Here is a 17,433-nt window from a genome sequence, read left to right as displayed (position 1 = left end):
TGCAAGTACTTGCAAACATAAAAAATACAGCCTGTGGATGCCTTTGGTACAACTGTCACTGGTTCCGCTATCTCAGCGACAAGGCTTACGCTTTTTTCATTGAGTGATGATTGCTTAATGCAACGGCGGCGTCGCTGCCAGCACTTCGGCCAGCGTGGTCTGCCCCTCCGCCACCCGCAGTACACCGGACACCCGCAAAGGCCGCATGCCGTCCTGCACGGCCTGGCGGCGCAGCGTCTCCATGGCCGGACTCTGGTGGATCTGCTGCCGGAGGCTGTCACTGCACACCAGCAGCTCATACAACCCCATACGGCCTCTGAAACCGGTCATGCGGCAGGCCTCACAGCCCACAGGGCGGTAAGGCGTGGCCTGACCATTGAACTTCCACGGATGCATGGCCTGCACCAGCATGTCGGATGAGGTGTCGGGATCTGGCTGCTTGCACTGCGGGCACAGCACGCGCACCAGACGCTGGGCCAGCACGCCCAGCAGCGTGGCATTGATCAGGTAGGGCGGCACGCCCAGCTCCATCAGGCGGCTCACGGCACTGGGCGCATCGTTGGTGTGCAGCGTGGAAAACACCAGGTGCCCCGTGAGTGCGGCCTGCACGGCCATCTCTGCCGTGGCGGTGTCACGGACTTCGCCCACCATGATGACGTCCGGGTCCTGGCGCATCAGGGCACGCAGCCCTTCGGTAAAACCAAAGTCCAGCTGCGGCTGCACCTGAGTCTGGTTAAAAGCCGGCTCAATCATTTCGATGGGGTCTTCCACCGTGCTGACGTTCACCTCTTCCGTGGCAACGCGCTTGAGTGTGGAGTACAGCGTGGTGGTCTTGCCCGAGCCTGTGGGGCCGGTCACCAGAATAATGCCGTGGGGCCGCTGCACAAGGTCTTCCCAACGCTGCGCGTCATGCGGCATGAAGCCCAGCTGGTCCAGCTGCTTGATGGTGTTGTCCGGGTCAAAAATGCGCATCACCATCTTCTCGCCAAAGGCGGTGGGCAAGGTGGAAAGACGCATTTCAATTTCTTCACCGCGCGGGTTGCGCGTCTTGATGCGGCCGTCCTGCGGACGGCGCTTTTCCATCACATCCATGCGCCCCAGCAGCTTGATGCGCGCCAGCATGGCGTTAAACACACCCATGGGCATGCGGTAGACGCTGTGCAGCACCCCGTCAATGCGAAAGCGAATCACACCCTGCTCGCGCCGGGGCTCCAGGTGGATGTCGCTGGCGCGCTGGTCAAAGGCGTACTGCCACAGCCAGTCCACCACACGAATCACCCCGGTGTCATTGGCGTCCAGCTGGCGACTGCTGCGCCCCAGCTCCACCAGCTGTTCAAAGCTGGCAGATGATGCTGCCCCTCCCGCCTTTTGCGCTGCGCGCACCGAATTGGCCAGCGCAAAAAATTCCTTGGTGTAGTGTGCAATTTCGGCAGGATTGGCCATCACCCGGCGCACGGTCTTGCGCGTCTGGCGCTCGACCTCGGCCACCCAGCCCTGCACAAAGGGCTCGGCTGTAGCCACCACAATCTCAGCCGCACCCACCTGCACGGGCAGGATGTGGTGCCGCTGCGCATAGGGACCGCTCATGGCTTCGCCCACACGGGCCACATCGGCCTTGAGCGGGTCAATACGCAGATAAGACATGCCCGTGCATTGCGCCACAAAGGCTGTGAGCTGCTCCACATCCAGCGGCACTCCGTCGCTGCTGCGCGTCACGCCCACACCTGCCAGTCGCACCAGCGGGTGCTGGCTGCTCTCGGCCGTGGAGCAACGGGCACGCACGCGGCCGGCTTCTGCGGCATCGATGACGCCGTCTTCCTCCAGCCACTGCAGCACCAGACGCCAGTCCAGCGCACGCCCGCTCAAGGGGCCGCCCACAGCACGCAATGTCAGAGAAGAAGCCGAAGCAGCAACAGAAGTAGTCATGGCAGCAAGCACATCAGACACAAAAAGCCAACTGTACTTGCTTGCCCGTATGCTGCCATTTATGCAGCGTCAACCACCGGCTTGAAGACCTTGAGCCACTTGGTGGCAGGCAGGCCCCAGCGGGCCTGAATCGCTTCGGCGCGAACCAGCAGCGCTTCGCGGTCCAGCATCTGCGGCGTGCGCTGCGCCAGCACAATGGTGTTGCCTTCGCGTGTGGGCTTGAAAGCCCAGACATGGCCCTGACCAAAAGCCTCAGTGATCTTGTCCAGGCTGCGCTGATAGCTCGATGCACGGCCAAACAGGTTCACCGTCATACAGCCTTCGGGCGTGAGCATATTGCGGCAGTCGGCATAGAACTCGGCGCTGTCCAGCACGGGGGCAGCGGCATTGTGGTCGTACAGGTCCACCTGCAAGGCATCGACGGCACCCTGCCAGCGGGGCTTGAGGATTTCCATGGAGGCATCGCCCAGCACCACTTCCAGCGATTCGTTATCGGGCGGCAGCTTGAACCAGCTGCGGCAGATATTGACCACCAGCGGGTTGATCTCAATCGCCGCCGTGTGCATCTTGAGCATCTTGTAGTGGAACTTGGTCAGCGCCGCAGCGCCCAGCCCCAGTTGCACGGCGCGGCGCTCGGCCACGGTGTCCGGGTCCACAAACAGCAGCCAGGCCATCATGCGCTGCACGTATTCCAGGTCGATCTCGAACGGTTTTTTCAGGTTCATAGAACCCTGCACCCAGGGTGTGCCCAGATGCAGATAGCGCGAAACACCATCGTCCGAGACACTGACCTGGGGCATGTCCTCTTCGGTAAAGGCACTGGATTTTTTCTTGCGTGTTGCCACCTTAGTGTTCTTTCTCAAATAGTCCTGCGGCCTGCATCACATCCCGCCAAGCAGTGAGCTTGCGCTCGAAGCTGATGGAGGCATTGGCCGGGCTGGTGGATGGCAGCTTGTGGACCGTCAAGCCCAGTCCCTCGAGCTTGCTGGCGTGCTTGTAGCTTTCACCGCCGTTATGGGCCACGGCCTGCAGCAGCGGGCAGCGCGCCTTCAGCGCGGCAAAGTCATTGACTTGGGGCTGCCGAATCGCACTGTCCAGACTGCCCTGGCGCTCACAGCTGTCATACACATCCCACAGGCCCAGGCCTCGCGCCAGCAGCCATTCGCAGCGGGCGGCATAGTCCTCGCGCCCGGGCTGCGGATGGGCAGGCCACAGGGCCGCCAGAATGGGCCAGAACTTGTTCTGTGGGTGGGCGTAATACTGCTGCGCCGCCAGCGAAGCCACGCCGGGAAAGCTGCCCAGAATCACCAGCCGCGTGCGCACATCGGCCACCGGCGGCAAGCCTTGCAGACGCTCAGATGCATCGTTCATGGGCTGGCATTGTGCGGCCAAAGGCATGCTGTCTGCTGTCACTGGAGTTTTTACAAATCTATAGCTGTCAGCGTTTGCTGCATCAGCGCCAGAGGCCAAAAACTATCTCAACGCTGACAATCCACGCAGCACAGCACGTGCGTTGTTGCTGGTGGCCTGCGCCAGCGCATCGGCGCTGATGCCACGCAGCTGCGCCACTTCCTGCGCAATGCGCGGCAGCTCCTCCGGGCTGTTGCGGCCCTGCGGCTGGCCTGCAGCACGCGCCTCGGCCGTGGTGTAGAGCCAGTGCGGCGGAATGTCTGGCGCATCGGTTTCCATCACAATGCTCTCCAGCGGCAGTGTCGCCGCCAGCTCACGCAACTTGAGCGCGCGGTCATAGGTGACGGCGCCGCCAAAGCCGAGCTTGAAGCCCAGATCGATAAACGCCTGGGCCTGCTGCAAGCTGCCGTTAAAAGCATGGGCAATGCCGCCCACCACCGGCTTGGCACGCAGGGTTTTGAGCAGGCGGTCGCTGCTCTTGCGCACATGCAGTATGACGGGCAAGCCAAACTCGCGCGCCAGCTGGATTTGCTGCTCGTAGAACCAGATCTGCCGCTCGGCATCCAGCCCCGGTACAAAAAAGTCCAGGCCGATTTCGCCAACTGCCACCAGGTGCGGGTCGTCCTGCACCTCCACCAGCAGCTCGCGCAGCACAGCAATATCGCCTTCCTGCGCGTTCGGGGTGTAGAGCGGGTGAATGCCCAGCGCATAGCTGTCGCCATGCCGGTGGGCCAGTGCGATCACCTCGCGCCAGTGCGCACGGTGCACGGCGGGGATGACTATGTGGCCCACACCCGCAGCCCTAGCCGCTGCACGCACAGCGTCACGGTCGGCGTCAAATTCCGCTGCGTCGAGGTGGCAATGGGTGTCAATCCAGCTGTGCATCATTCATTTTTGATAGCTCTTAGCGCTTGTAAATCAATACTTTCAGATAGAAAAGTATTTGAAATGCTTATATATAAGGCGCAAGCAGCTCTCATTTTTCATTCAGACAAGCGCCCGCGCACAATGCGCACCACGCGGTCACACTTGACGGCCAGGCTTTCGTCGTGCGTGACCATCACAAAAGCCGTGCCGTGGTTGCGTGCCAGCTCCAGCATGAGTTCGAACACGCCATCGGCCGTCGAGCGGTCCAGATTGCCCGTGGGCTCATCGGCCAGCACACAGGCAGGTTGCGTCACCAGCGCGCGGGCAATGGCCACGCGCTGGCGCTCACCGCCAGAGAGCTCTGCCGGGCGGTGCGCCATGCGCTCCTTCAGCCCCACGGCTTCGAGCATGCGTGCGGCCTGCGCCAGGGCTTGCTCTTTGGAATCGCGGCGAATGCGCAGCGGCATGGCCACGTTGTCCTGCGCGCTGAACTCGGGCAGCAGGTGGTGGAACTGGTAGATAAAGCCCAGATGCTGGTTGCGCAGCTCACCCTGCTTGCGGGGGCTGAGCGTGTGCATGGGCTGGCCCATGAGCTGCACACTGCCCTGCGTGGGCGCATCCAGACCACCGAGCAGATGCAGCAACGTGCTCTTGCCCGAGCCCGAGGCGCCGACGATGGCCAGCGTCTCGCCCGCATGCACCTGCAGGTTGACCTCATGCAGCACCTGCACGTTCAGGTGCCCATCTTCAAAGCGCTTGGAGAGATTGCGCGCGTCCAGTACGACTTGCTTATTCATAACGCAGCGCCTCCGCAGGGTTCACGCGGCTGGCGCGCCAGCTGGGGTAAATGGTGGCTACAAAGGCCAGAATCAGAGAAATCACGGCAATCGGCACGATGTCGCTGGCCTGTGGCTCGCTGGGCATGGTGCTGATCAGGTAGATGTCCTTAGGCAGGAAGGTCGCGCCCAGCGCCTGCTCAATGGCTGGCACGATGACGTCGATATTGCAGGCCACCAGCAGGCCCAGCGCCAGTCCGGCAAAGGTGCCAATCACGCCCACCATGGCACCTTGCACCATGAAGATACCCATGATGGACGCGGGCGAGGCACCCAGCGTGCGCAGAATGGCAATGTCTGCGCGCTTGTCCGTCACCGTCATCACCAGGGTCGAGACCAGATTGAAGGCCGCCACGGCCACGATCAGGGTCAGGATGATGAACATCATGCGCTTTTCCAGCTGCACGGCGGCAAACCAGGTCTTGTTCTGCTGCGTCCAGTCACGCAGGTAGAGGAACTCGGTAATCATACCCGCCAGCTCTCTGGCCACGCGCGGCGCTTCGTGCAGGTCCTTGAGTTTCAGGCGAACGCCTGTTGGCCCTTCCAGGCGGAAGATGCGCTGCGCATCCTCATGGTGCAGCATGGCCATGGCAGAGTCGTATTCGTAGTGGCCGGAGTCAAACGTGCCCGCCACCGTCATCTGCTTGAGGCGCGGCACCACACCAGCCGGTGTGACCTGGCCGCTGGGCGCAATCAGCGTCACCTTGTCCCCCACGCTAACGCCCATCTGGCGTGCCAGCTCCTGGCCGAGCACGATGTTGAAGCTGCCGGGCTGCAGCAGCTGCAGCACATCGGCATTCGTCGCTGCCAGATCGGTCACCTCGCCTTCGCGCGCCGGATCAATGCCGCGCACGATGGCGCCCTTCATGTCCTCACCGCGTGCAATCAAGCCCTGCGCTGCCACAAAAGGCGCTGCGCCCACCACCTCCGGGTGCTGCCGTGCCTGCTGTATGGTGGTGTCTACATCCACCATGGCCTGGCCATTGGGCGCAAAGATTTCGATGTGCGAGACCACGCTGAGCATGCGGTCGCGCACTTCCTTCTGGAAGCCGTTCATCACACTCAGCACAATGATCAGCGCTGCCACGCCCAGCGCAATGCCGAGCATGGAGACACCGGAAATAAAGGAAATAAAACCATTGCGCCGTGTGGCGCGGCCTGCGCGGGTGTAGCGCCAGCCCAGAGCGAGTTCGTAGGGAATTTGCATACGTGGACGCCATTGTGGCATTGCTCCAAAGGCCAGCATGTCAGAAGTCTTCAGCGCAGGCATTCTGGTTTGGGGACAATACCCGCCTATGTCGTCCCCTGTCCTGCCTGAACTTCCGCTGCCGTTTACCGTGCCTCCCCGCCCGGCACGTGCCCGCCATCTGCATCTGGTCCTGCCTTACGCCGCGCTGGCACAGGACAGCTGCCAGCTGATCCTGCGGGAGCTGCAACTGCCCCAGCTCGATCAGCTGCTGGCCCAGCTGGCCCCCAGCCATGTGGACGAAGGCAGCATGGACCAGCTGATTCCGCCCCACGAACGGGCACTGGCCCACCTCTGGGGGCTGGATGCACAATCCCCCGCCTGGGCAGCGCTGGCACAGGACACGCCCCGCCCCCAGCCCTGCGCCTGGATGACGCTGTGCCACTGGACAGCCGGGGCCGATCAGATTCGCATGGACGACCCTGCCAGCCTGCCGCTGGACATGGAGGACGCCCAGACCCTGCACACCATTTTGCAGCCCTGGTTTGCAGAAGATGGCCTGCAGCTGGAGCTAACCAGCCCCGGCCGCTGGCTGGTCAGCGGCGAGCCCCTGCTGGGGCTGGAATCCGCCTCACTGGACCGCGTGCTGCTGCGCGACGTCAGCCACTGGATGCCGCAAGGCCCGCACCAGCGCACGCTGCAGCGCCTGCACAGCGAAGTGCAGATGCTGCTGTACAACCACCGCTTTAACGCCGAGCGTGCCGCGCGCGGTTTGCCCCCCATCAACGCCTTCTGGCTGCATGGTGTGGGCCAGCTGGATGCAGAAGCGCTACAGGCAGCGCGCACGCTGCACAGCGTGACGCCCGTGCTGTTCGTAGACAGCCTGCGCCAGAGCGCACTGCGCCAGGACTGGCCCGCATGGAAACAGGCCTGGCTGGCAGCCGAGGCTGGCCCTGTGGCCCAGACCCTGGCCCATGTGCAGCTGGGCGGCACCGCCACCGTCACTTTCTGCGGAGAGCAGCATGTGCGCAGCTTCACCACGCAGCGCCGCAGCTGGCTGCAAAAAATCAAGAACAAAATGAATCCCCAGCGCTTTGCTGGCTTGCATCAAGCGCTATGAAAATCATTGAGAGAGAAATCGCTGAACACAGCGTGCAAGCTCTGGTGCGCTCCGGCGTGAATCCGCTGCTGGCGCGCCTGTATGTGGCGCGCGGCGTGCAGTCCTGCGACGAACTGGACACCAGCCTGAGCAAGCTGCTGCCGCCCTCCGACCTCAAAGGCATTCATGAAGCGGCGCGCATTCTGGCCGACGCCATCGCCGCGCAGCGCAGCATCTGCATCGTGGCCGACTATGACTGCGACGGTGCCACCGCCTGCGCCGTGGGTGTGCGCGGCCTGCGCATGCTGGGCGCCCAGCACGTTACCTACGAAGTGCCAGACCGGATTCAGGACGGCTATGGCCTGTCTGCCCCCATCGCCCGGCGCGTACATGCCGCCGGGCATGAGGTGCTGGTCACCGTGGACAACGGCATCGGCAGCATCGATGGTGTGGCTGAAGCCATGCGGCTGGGCATGACCGTGGTCGTCACCGACCACCACCTGCCCGGTGAAGTGCTGCCCACGCCCCACGCCATGGTCAACCCCAACCAGCCCGGCTGCAGCTTTGCCAGCAAGCACATGGCCGGGGTAGGCGTCATGTTCTACGTGCTGCTCATGCTGCGTGCCGAACTGCGCGCACGCGGCGTGTTCACGGCGCAGACCCAGCCCAAGCTCGATACGCTGCTGCCACTGGTGGCACTGGGCACGGTGGCCGATGTGGTCAGGCTGGACACCAACAACCGCCGTCTTGTTGCACAGGGCCTGCAGCGCATTCGCAAGGGCCATATGCAGGCCGGCATTCGCGGGCTGTATGAAGCTGCGGGCAAGGAATACTGGCAGGCCACCACTTCGGACTTTGGCTTTGCGCTGGGCCCGCGCATCAATGCCGCAGGCCGCCTGGCCGACATGACGATTGGCATTGAATGCCTGCTGACGGACGACTACGGCAAGGCGCTGGAACTGGCCAAGCTGCTCACCCGCATCAACCGCGAGCGCCAGGAGATGGAGTCCGACATGCGCGTGCAGGCCTTTGCACTGGCCGACGAGCTGTTTGAAGATGGCGTCACGCCGCCTGCGGCCATCAGCGTCTATGACCCGGAGTTCCACGAAGGCGTGGTCGGCATTGTGGCCTCACGCGTCAAGGACCGCCTGCACCGTCCCACCTTTGTGTTTGCGGCCAGCCAGGCGGAAGGCAAGAGCCATGAACTCAAGGGCTCGGGCCGCTCCATTCCCGGCTTTCACCTGCGCGATGCGCTGGACCTGGTCGCCAAGCGCCACCCCGGCGTGCTGCTGCGCTTTGGCGGCCATGCCATGGCGGCAGGCTGCACCATTGCGGAAGACAAATTCCATGAATTTGAACGTGCGTTCACGCAAGTGGCGCAGGAGTGGCTGGATGCCAAGACACTCACCCGCTGCGTGGAAACCGACGGGCCGCTGGACCCCACCTTCCGCCGTGCCGAGATCGTGGAGCAGCTGAACCTGGAAGTCTGGGGTCAGGGCTTTGCGCCACCCACCTTCAGCGAGGATGTGGAAATCCTCTCGCAACGGCTGGTGGCTGAGAAACACCTCAAGCTCAAGGTGCGCCACCGTGGCGACGAGGTGGACGGGATCTGGTTTGGCCGCACCGAGCCGCTGCCTGAATGGGTGCACATGGCGTTTCGCCTGGACATCAACGAGTTCCGCGGCGAGCGCAAGGTGCAGTTTCTGGTGGAAGGTGCGCAAGCATAAAAACAAGAGCTGCCAGCGCCGGAAAATCAAGCATTTCAGATAGTTTTCTATTTGAAGTGCTTGATACATCAGCGCAAGCAGCTATCAAAAACAAAGGCCTGCAATGCAGGCCTTTGCTGTATGCGCTATCTGAGCATGTGCTCAGAAGCTTTCCCAGTCATCATCGGCAGCGGCCTTGGTGGAAGTTGCAGGCTTGGCTGCTGCGGGTGCGGCCAGGCTGGCTGCAGGCCTTGCCTTGGCTGGTGTGGAAGCCGCCGACGCCACAGGTGAAGCAGCGACAGGCTTGCGCACTGGCTCAACCTTGTCCTTGGCAGGCTGAGATGCAGGCACAGCCGCAGGCGCGCTGCGCACGGCATTCACGGCCGCAGCTGCTGGGCTCGCCGGACGCTGGTAGGACATGGACAGTCTGCCCGCATTCCCTACATTGAACACCGCCACCACCTGCGCCAGGCGCTGGGCCTGCTCATTCATGGCCGTGGCAGCTGCCGAAGACTCTTCCACCAGCGCGGCGTTTTGCTGGGTCATCTGGTCCAGATTGCTCACCGCCTGATTGACCTGGGCAAAGCCATCGTGCTGCTCATGCACCGCAGCGCTGATCTCACCAATCAGATCGGTCACGCGGCGCACGCTCTCGACGATTTCCTGCATGCTCTTGCCCGCTTCTGCGACCTGGGACGAGCCTGCATCCACATTGGCCACGCTGGCCGTAATCAGGGACTTGATTTCCTTAGCCGCCTCGGCACTGCGCTGCGCCAGCGCCCGCACCTCACCGGCCACCACGGCAAAGCCACGCCCCTGCTCGCCCGCACGTGCGGCTTCCACCGCGGCGTTCAGCGCCAGGATGTTGGTCTGGAAGGCAATGCCATCGATCACGCTGATGATGTCGGCAATCTTGTGGCTGCTGCTGGTGATCTGCTGCATGCTGCTCACCACCTGCTGCACCACGCTGCCGCCGCGCTCCGCAGCCTGCACTGCTGTGCTGGCCAGCTGGTTGGCCTGGCGTGCCGTATCGGCAGACTGCGAGGCGCTCGCCGTCAGCTCTTCAATGCTGGATGCGGTTTCTTCCAGGTTGGCTGCGGTCTGCTCCGTGCGGCTGGACAGATCCTGATTACCCGTAGCAATCTGCGATGCTGCTGAGGAGACAGAGTCCACACCGTTGCGCACTTCCAGCACCACACTGCGCAGGCGCTGGGTCATGGCGCTCAGGCTTTGCAGCAGTTTGCCCAGCTCATCCCTGCGGTCAGACTGCAGGCTGGCCGTCAGATCACCTGCAGCAATGGTCTCGGCCAGCTGCACGGCTTCGTCCAGCGGACGGGTGATCTGGCGAATCACATAGAGGGACAGCAACACAGCCAGCACTGCCACCAGCAGCAGTGCGGCGCCGCCCACCAGCAAGGCGGAATTGCGCTTTTGCAGGCCCTGCTCAATCATGCGGTCACGCATGCGCTCCTGCAGGCGCACCAGATCGGTCTGCGCCTGGTTATAGGCCGCGACGGCAGGCATCATCTGCTGGTCGAGCAGTTCACGGGCCTGCTCGTAGCGATAGGCATTGCGCGCCTGCGCAATCTGCCCGTTCAGCTCCAGCACCTTGGCGCGCGCCTGTGCAATCTTGGCCAGTTGCTGCTGGCCTTCAGGGCTGGTCAGCGCCTGCTCCAGCTGTTTCTGGATGGCCGATGCCCCCTCTACGCCCTCACGGGTTTTGTTCTGGGCATAAGCGCTCAGGCTGCTCTCGGTGGTCATGGCGCCCATCACCACGTGAGCCACTGCATGGTCAGTAATGCCGCGCCACTGCTCGGCCAGCCGGATGCGCTGCTCATAGTCCTGCAGTTCAGCGCGCAAGTGCGTCTCTACCCCATCGATGTAACGCAGCATGGCCCCCCCTGCGCACACGGCCAGCACCAGCACCCCCAGCATCAGCCCCCATATCTTTGTAGATACCGACCAGTTCTTAAATTGCATCTTCTCCCTCCCGATTTAATACTTTTCGCGCAAATTTGAAACATTTTGTGCAAGCATCAGAAAAACGCCTGATACAAACATGGCAGCTTCAAGGGGATTTTGCGCAAAAGCAACTCCGGTCGAAAATCAGCACGGGTCTGTTGTTTTAAAACGGCAGCGCCGCTGACCTATGCCCCCTCTCATGCCCCCTCCCATGCCCTCCTCCCTCCCCTTCCAGGCCGACCTGCATTGCCACTCCACCTATTCCGACGGCACCCTGTCTCCACAGGCACTGGCGCAGCGTGCCAGAGCGCGCGGCGTGACGCTGTGGGCACTGACCGACCATGACGAAATCAGCGGACTGCCCCTGGCCCATGCAGCCGCGCAGGAGCAGGGGCTGTCCTTTCTGACGGGCGTGGAAATTTCTGTCAGCTTTGCCAGCACCACCGTACACATCGTGGGTCTGGGTTTTGATCCGGACGATGCACAGCTGCGCGATGGCCTGCACAGCGTGCGCCACAGCCGCGGTCCGCGCGCCAGAGAAATGGCGCAGCAGCTGGCGGTTGCGGGCATTTCTGGCGCTTACGAAGGGGCGCTTAAATACGTGGGCAATCCGGAGCTGATCTCGCGCACCCACTTTGCACGCTATCTGGTGGAAATCGGGGCCTGCTGCAGCACGCAGGAAGTGTTTCAGCGCTATCTGGTGCCAGGCAAACCTGGCTATGTGCCGCAACGCTGGGCATCGCTGGAAGACGCTGTGCGCTGGATCACCGATGCTCAGGGCGTGGCCGTGGTGGCCCACCCTGCGCGCTACCACTTCAGCCCCATGGAGGAGTACGCCTTTTTCAGCCGCTTCAAGGAGCTGGGCGGTCAGGCTGTGGAAGTGGTCTGCGGCAGCCACACACCGCACGAATACGAACACTATGCGGATCTGGCCCAGGAGCTGAACCTGGCCATCTCACGCGGCAGTGACTTTCACAGCCCGCAAGAGTCCTCCATCGACCTTGGCGGCCTGCCACCTGACCCTGCACGGCTGACCGGCGTGTGGGAGCTGCTGCAGCACCGTATCTGCTAGGTTGCCCCCACATTTTGTGAGCATCTGACCTGCATGCAGCAGCGCCAGAGACGGCGCACAATGCGCATACCGCGCACAAGATCAAGGAAGCACCATGGCCCAGTACTTTGAAATCTATCCGGACAACCCGCAGCCACGCCTGCTCAAGCAGGCCGTCGCGCTGCTGCAAAAAGGCGGAGTCATTGCCCTGCCGACCGACTCCAGCTATGCCCTGGTCTGCCAGCTGGATGACAAGAATGCCGTGGAACGCCTGCGCCGCATTCGCCAGGTCAATGACAAGCACCACCTCACCCTGCTGTGCCGCGATCTGTCCGAGCTGGCCAACTACGCCCTGGTCGATAACCAGCAGTACCGCCTCATGAAGCTGGGCACCCCCGGCCCCTACACCTTTATCCTGGATGCCACCAAGGAAGTGCCACGCCGCGTGAGCCACCCTTCGCGCAAGACCATTGGCCTGCGTGTACCGGACCGCAAAGGCACGCAGATGCTGCTGGAACTCATGGGGGCACCGCTGCTGGCCACCACGCTGATTCCTCCGGGCGAAGAGCTGCCCATGAACGACCCGGAAGCCATCCGCGAACGCTTTGAGCACGAGATCGACGCCATTGTCGATGCCGGTGCCTGCCCGCTGGAGCCCACGACGGTGATTGACCTCACGCCCATGCGTCTGGGCAACCCGCCCGTGTGTGTGCGCGAAGGCGCAGGCCCGCTGTCTGCAATTGGCCTGTAAAACGGGCTGCAATGGCAAACCACCGCAAGCGGTGGATGTTTGAGACAATGACACCGTGAACGATCTGATACAAACCGTCCTTATCTACGCCCTTCCTGTGCTGTTTTCCATCACAGTGCACGAAGCTGCCCACGGCTATGCCGCGCGCTACTTTGGTGACTACACCGCCACCATGCTGGGCCGCGTCACGCTCAACCCCATCAAGCACATTGACCCCATCGGCACCATTCTGATGCCGCTGCTGCTGTACTTTTCGACCTCGGGTGCCTTCCTGTTTGGCTACGCCAAGCCCGTGCCCGTGAACTTCAGCCATCTGCGCCGCCCCAAGCGCGACATGATCTGGGTCGCACTGGCGGGCCCTGCCTCCAACTTCGTGCAGGCCATTGCCTGGGCCTTGCTGCTGGTCGTGCTGGTTGCCACCAATGTGGAAGAGCGCTTTTTCATGGAAATGGCACGCGCCGGTGTGCTGGTGAACCTGGTGATGTGGGCCTTCAACCTGTTTCCGCTGCCGCCGCTGGACGGTGGCCGCATTCTGGTGGGGCTGCTGCCCACCAAGGCCGCCATCAGCTTCTCGCGCATTGAGCCCTATGGCTTTTTCATCGTGCTGGCGCTGGTCCTGCTGGGCATTGTGGGCACGGTCTGGCTGCGCCCGCTGATGGACATTGGCTACAGCGTGATCAACACCCTCATCAGCCCCCTGCTGTCTGCGCTGCAGTAAGCACACAAAGCTTTGACTGATTCAGGCTGCCTGCGTGCAGCCTCTTTTGATAACTTGGTTTGAGATATGAGCACCACCCGTTTTCTGACTGGCATTACGCCCTCCGGCACACCTCACCTGGGCAATTACGCAGGCGCCATTCGCCCTGCCGTGGCCGCCAGTCGCACCCCCGGCATGGAAAGTTTTTATTTCCTGGCCGACTACCACGCCCTGATCAAGTGCCAGGACCCTGCCCGTGTGCACCGCTCCACGCTGGAAATTGCCGCCAGCTGGCTGGCCTGTGGTCTGGACCCCGAGCATGTGGTGTTCTACCGCCAGTCGGATGTGCCCGAGATTCCCGAGCTGAACTGGTTCCTCTCCTGCGTGACCGGCAAGGGCCTGCTCAACCGTGCCCACGCCTACAAGGCGTCGCAGGACAAGAATGCCGAAGCAGGCAAGGAACTGGACGACGGTGTGACCGCTGGCCTGTTCATGTACCCCGTGCTGATGGCCGCTGACATCTTGATGTTCAACGCGCACAAAGTGCCTGTGGGGCGCGACCAGATCCAGCACATCGAAATGGCGCGCGACATTGCCTCCAGCTTCAACCACCTGTATGGCGAGCACTTTGTGCTGCCCGAGGCTGCCATTGAAGAAAACGTAGCCACGCTGCCAGGTCTGGACGGCCGCAAGATGAGCAAGAGCTACGACAACACGATTCCGCTGTTTGCTCCCCGCAATGAACTGAAAAAGCTCATCAACAGCATCGTGACCGACTCGCGCGCCCCCGGTGAGCCCAAGGACACCGAAGGCTCTGCCCTGTTCCAGCTGTACCAGGCCTTTGCCACCGCCGAGGAAACCGAAGCCATGCGCAAGGCCTTTGCCGAAGGCATTGCCTGGGGTGATGCGAAAAACATGCTGTTCGAGCGCATCGATGCCGAAATCGCACCCAAGCGCGCCATCTATGAAGACCTGATGGCCCATCCCGAGAAGGTGGAAGCCGCTTTGCAGATCGGTGCCGAACGTGCCCGTGCGCTGAGCCGCCCCTTCATCACCAAGCTGCGCGCCGCCGTGGGCCTGCGCAGCCTGGCCAGCCAGGACAGCCATGCCAAGAAGGCCAAGGCCGCCAAGCAGGCCCTGCCCAGCTTCAAGCAGTACCGCGAAGCCGATGGCAAGTTCTACTTCAAGTTCATGGCTGCCGACGGAAGCCTGCTGCTGCAAAGCACAGGGTTTGAGCAACCCAAACAGGCCGGCCAGAGCATTGCGCAACTGCAGCAGCAGGGTGCCGATGCACTGCGTGCCCTTCAGGCCTGCGTCCAGCTGGGCGAAGGTGTTTCGGATACCGATGTACTGCAGGCGCTGCAGACACTGCAGGAAGCAGCAAACAATAAAGGCTGACACAGACTGATTGCAAAAAAAGGGGGAGGTGCCGCTATGCGCATTGCCGTTTTGGATGACGATCCCGCACAGCTGGCCATGATTGAGCGCGTGGCCCAGGAGATGGGCCACAGCTGCGCGCTGTTTTCAGAAGGTCAGGCGCTGATGCTGGCGCTGCGCCGCGACACGTTTGACCTGCTGGTCGTCGACTGGGAACTGCCCGACACCAGCGGCCCTGAGGTGGTGCGCTGGGCGCGGCAGCATCTGGAGTCCCAGCTGCCGATTCTGTTCATCACCCACCGCAGCGAAGAACGCGATGTGGTGGAGGGGCTGCAGAGCGGGGCGGATGACTTCATGATCAAGCCGCTGCGTGTGGCCGAGCTGCAGGCACGCATTCAGGCCCTGCTGCGCCGCGCCTATCCGTTTCCCAGCGACGATGTACAGCACTTCGGCCCCTATACCTTTACGCGCTCACAGCTGACGGTCAGCTTTCAGGACAAGCATGTGGCGCTGACGCACCGCGAATTCGCCCTGGCCCTGCTGCTGTTCCAGAACGCAAGCCGCCTGCTGTCACGCGACTACCTGCGTGAGGCGGTCTGGGGCCAGAACGCCGAAGTGCTGTCGCGTTCGCTGGACACCCATGTGTCCCGCCTGCGGCAAGTCCTGCAACTGCGGCCCGGCAATGCGTATTCCATTGCTGCGGTCTACGGTCTGGGCTACCGCCTGGACAGCCACTCGAGCTAACGCGACACCACACTTTCTGCTGCTGCCATGTTCCCACGCACTGCCTTCTGCATTCCCGCATTGCCCTGCGCCGTGGCCCTGTGCAGCACCCTGGTGCTGCCTGCTGCTGCGCAGCAGACGTCGCAACCGCAGCAGGTCATTGCCCACCGCATCGTGACTGGCGACACGCTGACCCAGATTGCCCAGCGCTATCTGGGCGATGCCACGCTCTGGCAGGCCCTGCAAAGCCACAACAAGGTGGGCAGCCCTTACCGCCTGCAGCCCGGCTCCATGCTGGAAGTGCCCATGTGGCTGATGCGCAAGGCTACGGCTTCGGTGGACTTTGTGCAGGGCAGTGCCCAGCTGCGCAACCGCAGCACCGCAGCACCACAGCCGCCGTGCCTGTGCAGCCTGGCATGCCGCTCGAGGAAGGTGACCAGCTGCAGCTCTCGCCCGATGCATTCGTCACCGTCAAGCTGGCCGACGGCAGCCTGATTCAGGTGCGCGCGGCTTCCTCCGTGCAATTGAGCCAGCTGCGCCGCCGTGGCCGTGCGGGCAGCCTGCAGTCCGTCCTCGAACTGCAGCAAGGCGGTGTAGATATACAGGTGCCCGGCAAGCCGGATGCCCAGCGCCATCTGGACATACGCACGCCCGTTGCTGCCACCAGTGTGCGCGGCACCCGCTTTGACGTGCAGCTGCAGCCCGACGGCAGCACCACAGCCGCTGTACTGCAGGGCCAGGTGGCCATGCAGTCGCTGACCGGCGCTCAGTCCGCCGTGCAGACGCTCCACCCTCACTTTGGCATGGCCGTGGCGGCCAATGGCCAGCCCGGCCCTGTCACGGCACTGCTGCCCGCGCCCAGTGCACAGTCCCTGCCCAGCCTGTATGAAGACGCGCAGTGGCTGGATATCCCGCTGCCTGCCATGCCACAGGCACAGGGCTGGCTGGTGAGCATCAGCAGCGATGCGCAGGGCCACAAGGTGCTGCGCAATGCACAGGTACAGGGCCAGCAGGCACGCTTTGCCGCCCTGCCTGATGGCGGCTACTACCTGCATGTACGGGCGCTGGACCCGTACGGCATCAGCGGTCTGCCGCGCACGCTGCCGATCCGCGTCAAAGCCCACCCCGTGCCACCGCTGGTGCAAACGCCTGTCCCCGGAGCCACGCTGGCCCTGGGTGAAGCCCAGCTGCTGTGCACCCCCGTGGATGGCGCTGACAGCTACCGCCACCAGATCATTGCCCTGCCTGCAGCAGATGCAGACATTGCCACCAGTGCGTTTGCACAGCCTGCTCTGCAAAGCAGCAGCCCTGCGCAGGACTGCCGCATCGACCTGCAAAACCTGCCCGCTGGTGACTACGCATGGCGCGCTGCCAGTGTGCGCAGCATGGCCGGGCAGCCCGACCGCGGGCCATTTGCCGATCCGCACCGCTTCCGCATTGCGCCCCGGCCAGCCACGCTCTCCGCAGCAAATATGCAGGAGCACACCGTCGCCGGCCTGAGCACCATTCACTGGCCCGGCGAGCCTGGTCAGCGCTACCGCCTGCAGGCCTTTGCCACGCCCGATGGCACAGCACCAGCACTGGATACACTGCTCGACAGCCCACGCTGGACGGCCGCAGGCCTGCCTGCAGGCACCTGGCATGTGCGCATTCAGGTGCAGGACCCATCGGGGCTGAACAGCGCCTTCTCGCCACCGCGCAGCGTGCAGGTGCGCGATCTGCTGCTCGATGGCACGGGCCAGCCCGTGCAGTCCGGCACAGGCCTGGGTATTGAACGCTGGGACAGATAAAAAAGAGAGCTGCTAGCGCTTATCTATCAAGGTTTTTCAATGCAATTAACTT

At 62.9% G+C, this 17,433-nt stretch carries 16 protein-coding genes; 9 read left to right on the top strand and 7 right to left on the bottom strand.

Annotated elements, in window-relative coordinates; translation table 11 throughout:
- Positions 1–114: 114 nt before the first annotated feature.
- From tfpB to B5M06_RS08750, 6 genes are all read right to left on the bottom strand, one after another.
- Positions 115–1,926, bottom strand: coding sequence for a type IV pilus assembly ATPase TfpB (gene tfpB / locus B5M06_RS08775; protein WP_077344435.1), 1,812 nt, complete (start codon positions 1,924–1,926; stop codon positions 115–117).
- A gap of 59 nt (positions 1,927–1,985) precedes the next feature.
- Complete coding sequence (locus B5M06_RS08770) at positions 1,986–2,771, bottom strand: class I SAM-dependent methyltransferase (protein ID WP_054065086.1); 786 nt, start codon at positions 2,769–2,771, stop codon at positions 1,986–1,988.
- Between the two features lies 1 nt (position 2,772).
- Positions 2,773–3,324, bottom strand: a complete 552-nt coding sequence (locus B5M06_RS08765; protein WP_420809966.1) for a DNA-deoxyinosine glycosylase — start codon at positions 3,322–3,324, stop codon at positions 2,773–2,775.
- A gap of 75 nt (positions 3,325–3,399) precedes the next feature.
- On the bottom strand, positions 3,400–4,221 hold the full coding sequence (locus B5M06_RS08760; protein WP_054065120.1) for a TatD family hydrolase: 822 nt from the start codon (positions 4,219–4,221) through the stop codon (positions 3,400–3,402).
- Positions 4,222–4,319: 98 nt separating this feature from the next.
- On the bottom strand, positions 4,320–5,000 hold the full coding sequence (lolD, locus tag B5M06_RS08755; RefSeq protein WP_054065085.1) for a lipoprotein-releasing ABC transporter ATP-binding protein LolD: 681 nt from the start codon (positions 4,998–5,000) through the stop codon (positions 4,320–4,322).
- Positions 4,993–6,246, bottom strand: coding sequence for a lipoprotein-releasing ABC transporter permease subunit (locus B5M06_RS08750; protein WP_054065119.1), 1,254 nt, complete (start codon positions 6,244–6,246; stop codon positions 4,993–4,995). Before B5M06_RS08750 ends, lolD begins: the two co-directional genes overlap by 8 nt.
- 88 nt (positions 6,247–6,334) lie before the next feature.
- On the opposite strand from B5M06_RS08750, the gene B5M06_RS08745 reads away from it, so the two are divergent.
- Both B5M06_RS08745 and recJ read left to right on the top strand, forming a co-directional pair.
- Positions 6,335–7,345: a hypothetical protein gene (locus B5M06_RS08745; protein ID WP_054065084.1), complete on the top strand. Its 1,011-nt coding sequence runs from the start codon at positions 6,335–6,337 to the stop codon at positions 7,343–7,345.
- On the top strand, positions 7,342–9,051 hold the full coding sequence (gene recJ / locus B5M06_RS08740; protein ID WP_054065083.1) for a single-stranded-DNA-specific exonuclease RecJ: 1,710 nt from the start codon (positions 7,342–7,344) through the stop codon (positions 9,049–9,051). Before B5M06_RS08745 ends, recJ begins: the two co-directional genes overlap by 4 nt.
- Before the next feature lie 141 nt (positions 9,052–9,192).
- On the opposite strand, the gene B5M06_RS08735 is transcribed toward recJ, so the two are convergent.
- On the bottom strand, positions 9,193–11,010 hold the full coding sequence (locus tag B5M06_RS08735) for a methyl-accepting chemotaxis protein (protein ID WP_054065082.1): 1,818 nt from the start codon (positions 11,008–11,010) through the stop codon (positions 9,193–9,195).
- Positions 11,011–11,203: 193 nt separating this feature from the next.
- On the opposite strand from B5M06_RS08735, the gene B5M06_RS08730 reads away from it, so the two are divergent.
- The 7 genes from B5M06_RS08730 (at position 11,204) to B5M06_RS08700 (ending at position 17,381) form a co-directional block, all read left to right on the top strand.
- Positions 11,204–12,064 carry a 3',5'-nucleoside bisphosphate phosphatase gene (locus B5M06_RS08730; RefSeq protein WP_054065118.1) on the top strand — a complete coding sequence of 287 codons (861 nt, stop codon included), beginning with the start codon at positions 11,204–11,206 and terminating at the stop codon, positions 12,062–12,064.
- A gap of 94 nt (positions 12,065–12,158) precedes the next feature.
- Entirely contained in the window at positions 12,159–12,794 is a 636-nt protein-coding gene (locus B5M06_RS08725; protein ID WP_054065081.1) for an L-threonylcarbamoyladenylate synthase, read from the top strand.
- 55 nt (positions 12,795–12,849) lie between these two features.
- Entirely contained in the window at positions 12,850–13,512 is a 663-nt protein-coding gene (locus B5M06_RS08720) for a site-2 protease family protein (protein WP_054065080.1), read from the top strand.
- A gap of 66 nt (positions 13,513–13,578) precedes the next feature.
- Positions 13,579–14,889, top strand: coding sequence for a tryptophan--tRNA ligase (locus B5M06_RS08715; protein WP_054065079.1), 1,311 nt, complete (start codon positions 13,579–13,581; stop codon positions 14,887–14,889).
- A 36-nt stretch (positions 14,890–14,925) separates the two neighbouring features.
- The gene (locus B5M06_RS08710) at positions 14,926–15,612 is read left to right on the top strand and encodes a response regulator transcription factor (RefSeq protein ID WP_054065078.1); all 687 of its coding nucleotides are present in this window, start codon (positions 14,926–14,928) and stop codon (positions 15,610–15,612) included.
- A gap of 27 nt (positions 15,613–15,639) precedes the next feature.
- Positions 15,640–16,086, top strand: coding sequence for a LysM peptidoglycan-binding domain-containing protein (locus B5M06_RS08705; protein WP_054065077.1), 447 nt, complete (start codon positions 15,640–15,642; stop codon positions 16,084–16,086).
- Positions 16,008–17,381 carry a FecR family protein gene (locus B5M06_RS08700; RefSeq protein ID WP_054065076.1) on the top strand — a complete coding sequence of 458 codons (1,374 nt, stop codon included), beginning with the start codon at positions 16,008–16,010 and terminating at the stop codon, positions 17,379–17,381. Before B5M06_RS08705 ends, B5M06_RS08700 begins: the two co-directional genes overlap by 79 nt.
- Positions 17,382–17,433: the final 52 nt, after the last annotated feature.

Source organism: Comamonas kerstersii (assembly GCF_002056725.1).
Classification (GTDB): domain Bacteria; phylum Pseudomonadota; class Gammaproteobacteria; order Burkholderiales; family Burkholderiaceae_C; genus Comamonas; species Comamonas kerstersii.
The sequence above is the reverse complement of the archived record's forward strand: the minus strand, read 5'-3'. Positions and strand labels throughout refer to the sequence as shown.

Coding starts and splice junctions, on each gene's coding strand:
- tfpB (WP_077344435.1), bottom strand. CDS start 1,926: ATGACTACTTCTGTTGCTGCTTCGGCTTCTTCTCTGACATTGCGTGCT.
- B5M06_RS08765 (WP_420809966.1), bottom strand. CDS start 3,324: ATGCCTTTGGCCGCACAATGCCAGCCCATGAACGATGCATCTGAGCGT.
- B5M06_RS08760 (WP_054065120.1), bottom strand. CDS start 4,221: ATGCACAGCTGGATTGACACCCATTGCCACCTCGACGCAGCGGAATTT.
- lolD (WP_054065085.1), bottom strand. CDS start 5,000: ATGAATAAGCAAGTCGTACTGGACGCGCGCAATCTCTCCAAGCGCTTT.
- B5M06_RS08750 (WP_054065119.1), bottom strand. CDS start 6,246: ATGCAAATTCCCTACGAACTCGCTCTGGGCTGGCGCTACACCCGCGCA.
- B5M06_RS08745 (WP_054065084.1), top strand. CDS start 6,335: ATGTCGTCCCCTGTCCTGCCTGAACTTCCGCTGCCGTTTACCGTGCCT.
- recJ (WP_054065083.1), top strand. CDS start 7,342: ATGAAAATCATTGAGAGAGAAATCGCTGAACACAGCGTGCAAGCTCTG.
- B5M06_RS08735 (WP_054065082.1), bottom strand. CDS start 11,010: ATGCAATTTAAGAACTGGTCGGTATCTACAAAGATATGGGGGCTGATG.
- B5M06_RS08730 (WP_054065118.1), top strand. CDS start 11,204: ATGCCCTCCTCCCTCCCCTTCCAGGCCGACCTGCATTGCCACTCCACC.
- B5M06_RS08725 (WP_054065081.1), top strand. CDS start 12,159: ATGGCCCAGTACTTTGAAATCTATCCGGACAACCCGCAGCCACGCCTG.
- B5M06_RS08715 (WP_054065079.1), top strand. CDS start 13,579: ATGAGCACCACCCGTTTTCTGACTGGCATTACGCCCTCCGGCACACCT.
- B5M06_RS08710 (WP_054065078.1), top strand. CDS start 14,926: ATGCGCATTGCCGTTTTGGATGACGATCCCGCACAGCTGGCCATGATT.
- B5M06_RS08705 (WP_054065077.1), top strand. CDS start 15,640: ATGTTCCCACGCACTGCCTTCTGCATTCCCGCATTGCCCTGCGCCGTG.
- B5M06_RS08700 (WP_054065076.1), top strand. CDS start 16,008: ATGCCGCTCGAGGAAGGTGACCAGCTGCAGCTCTCGCCCGATGCATTC.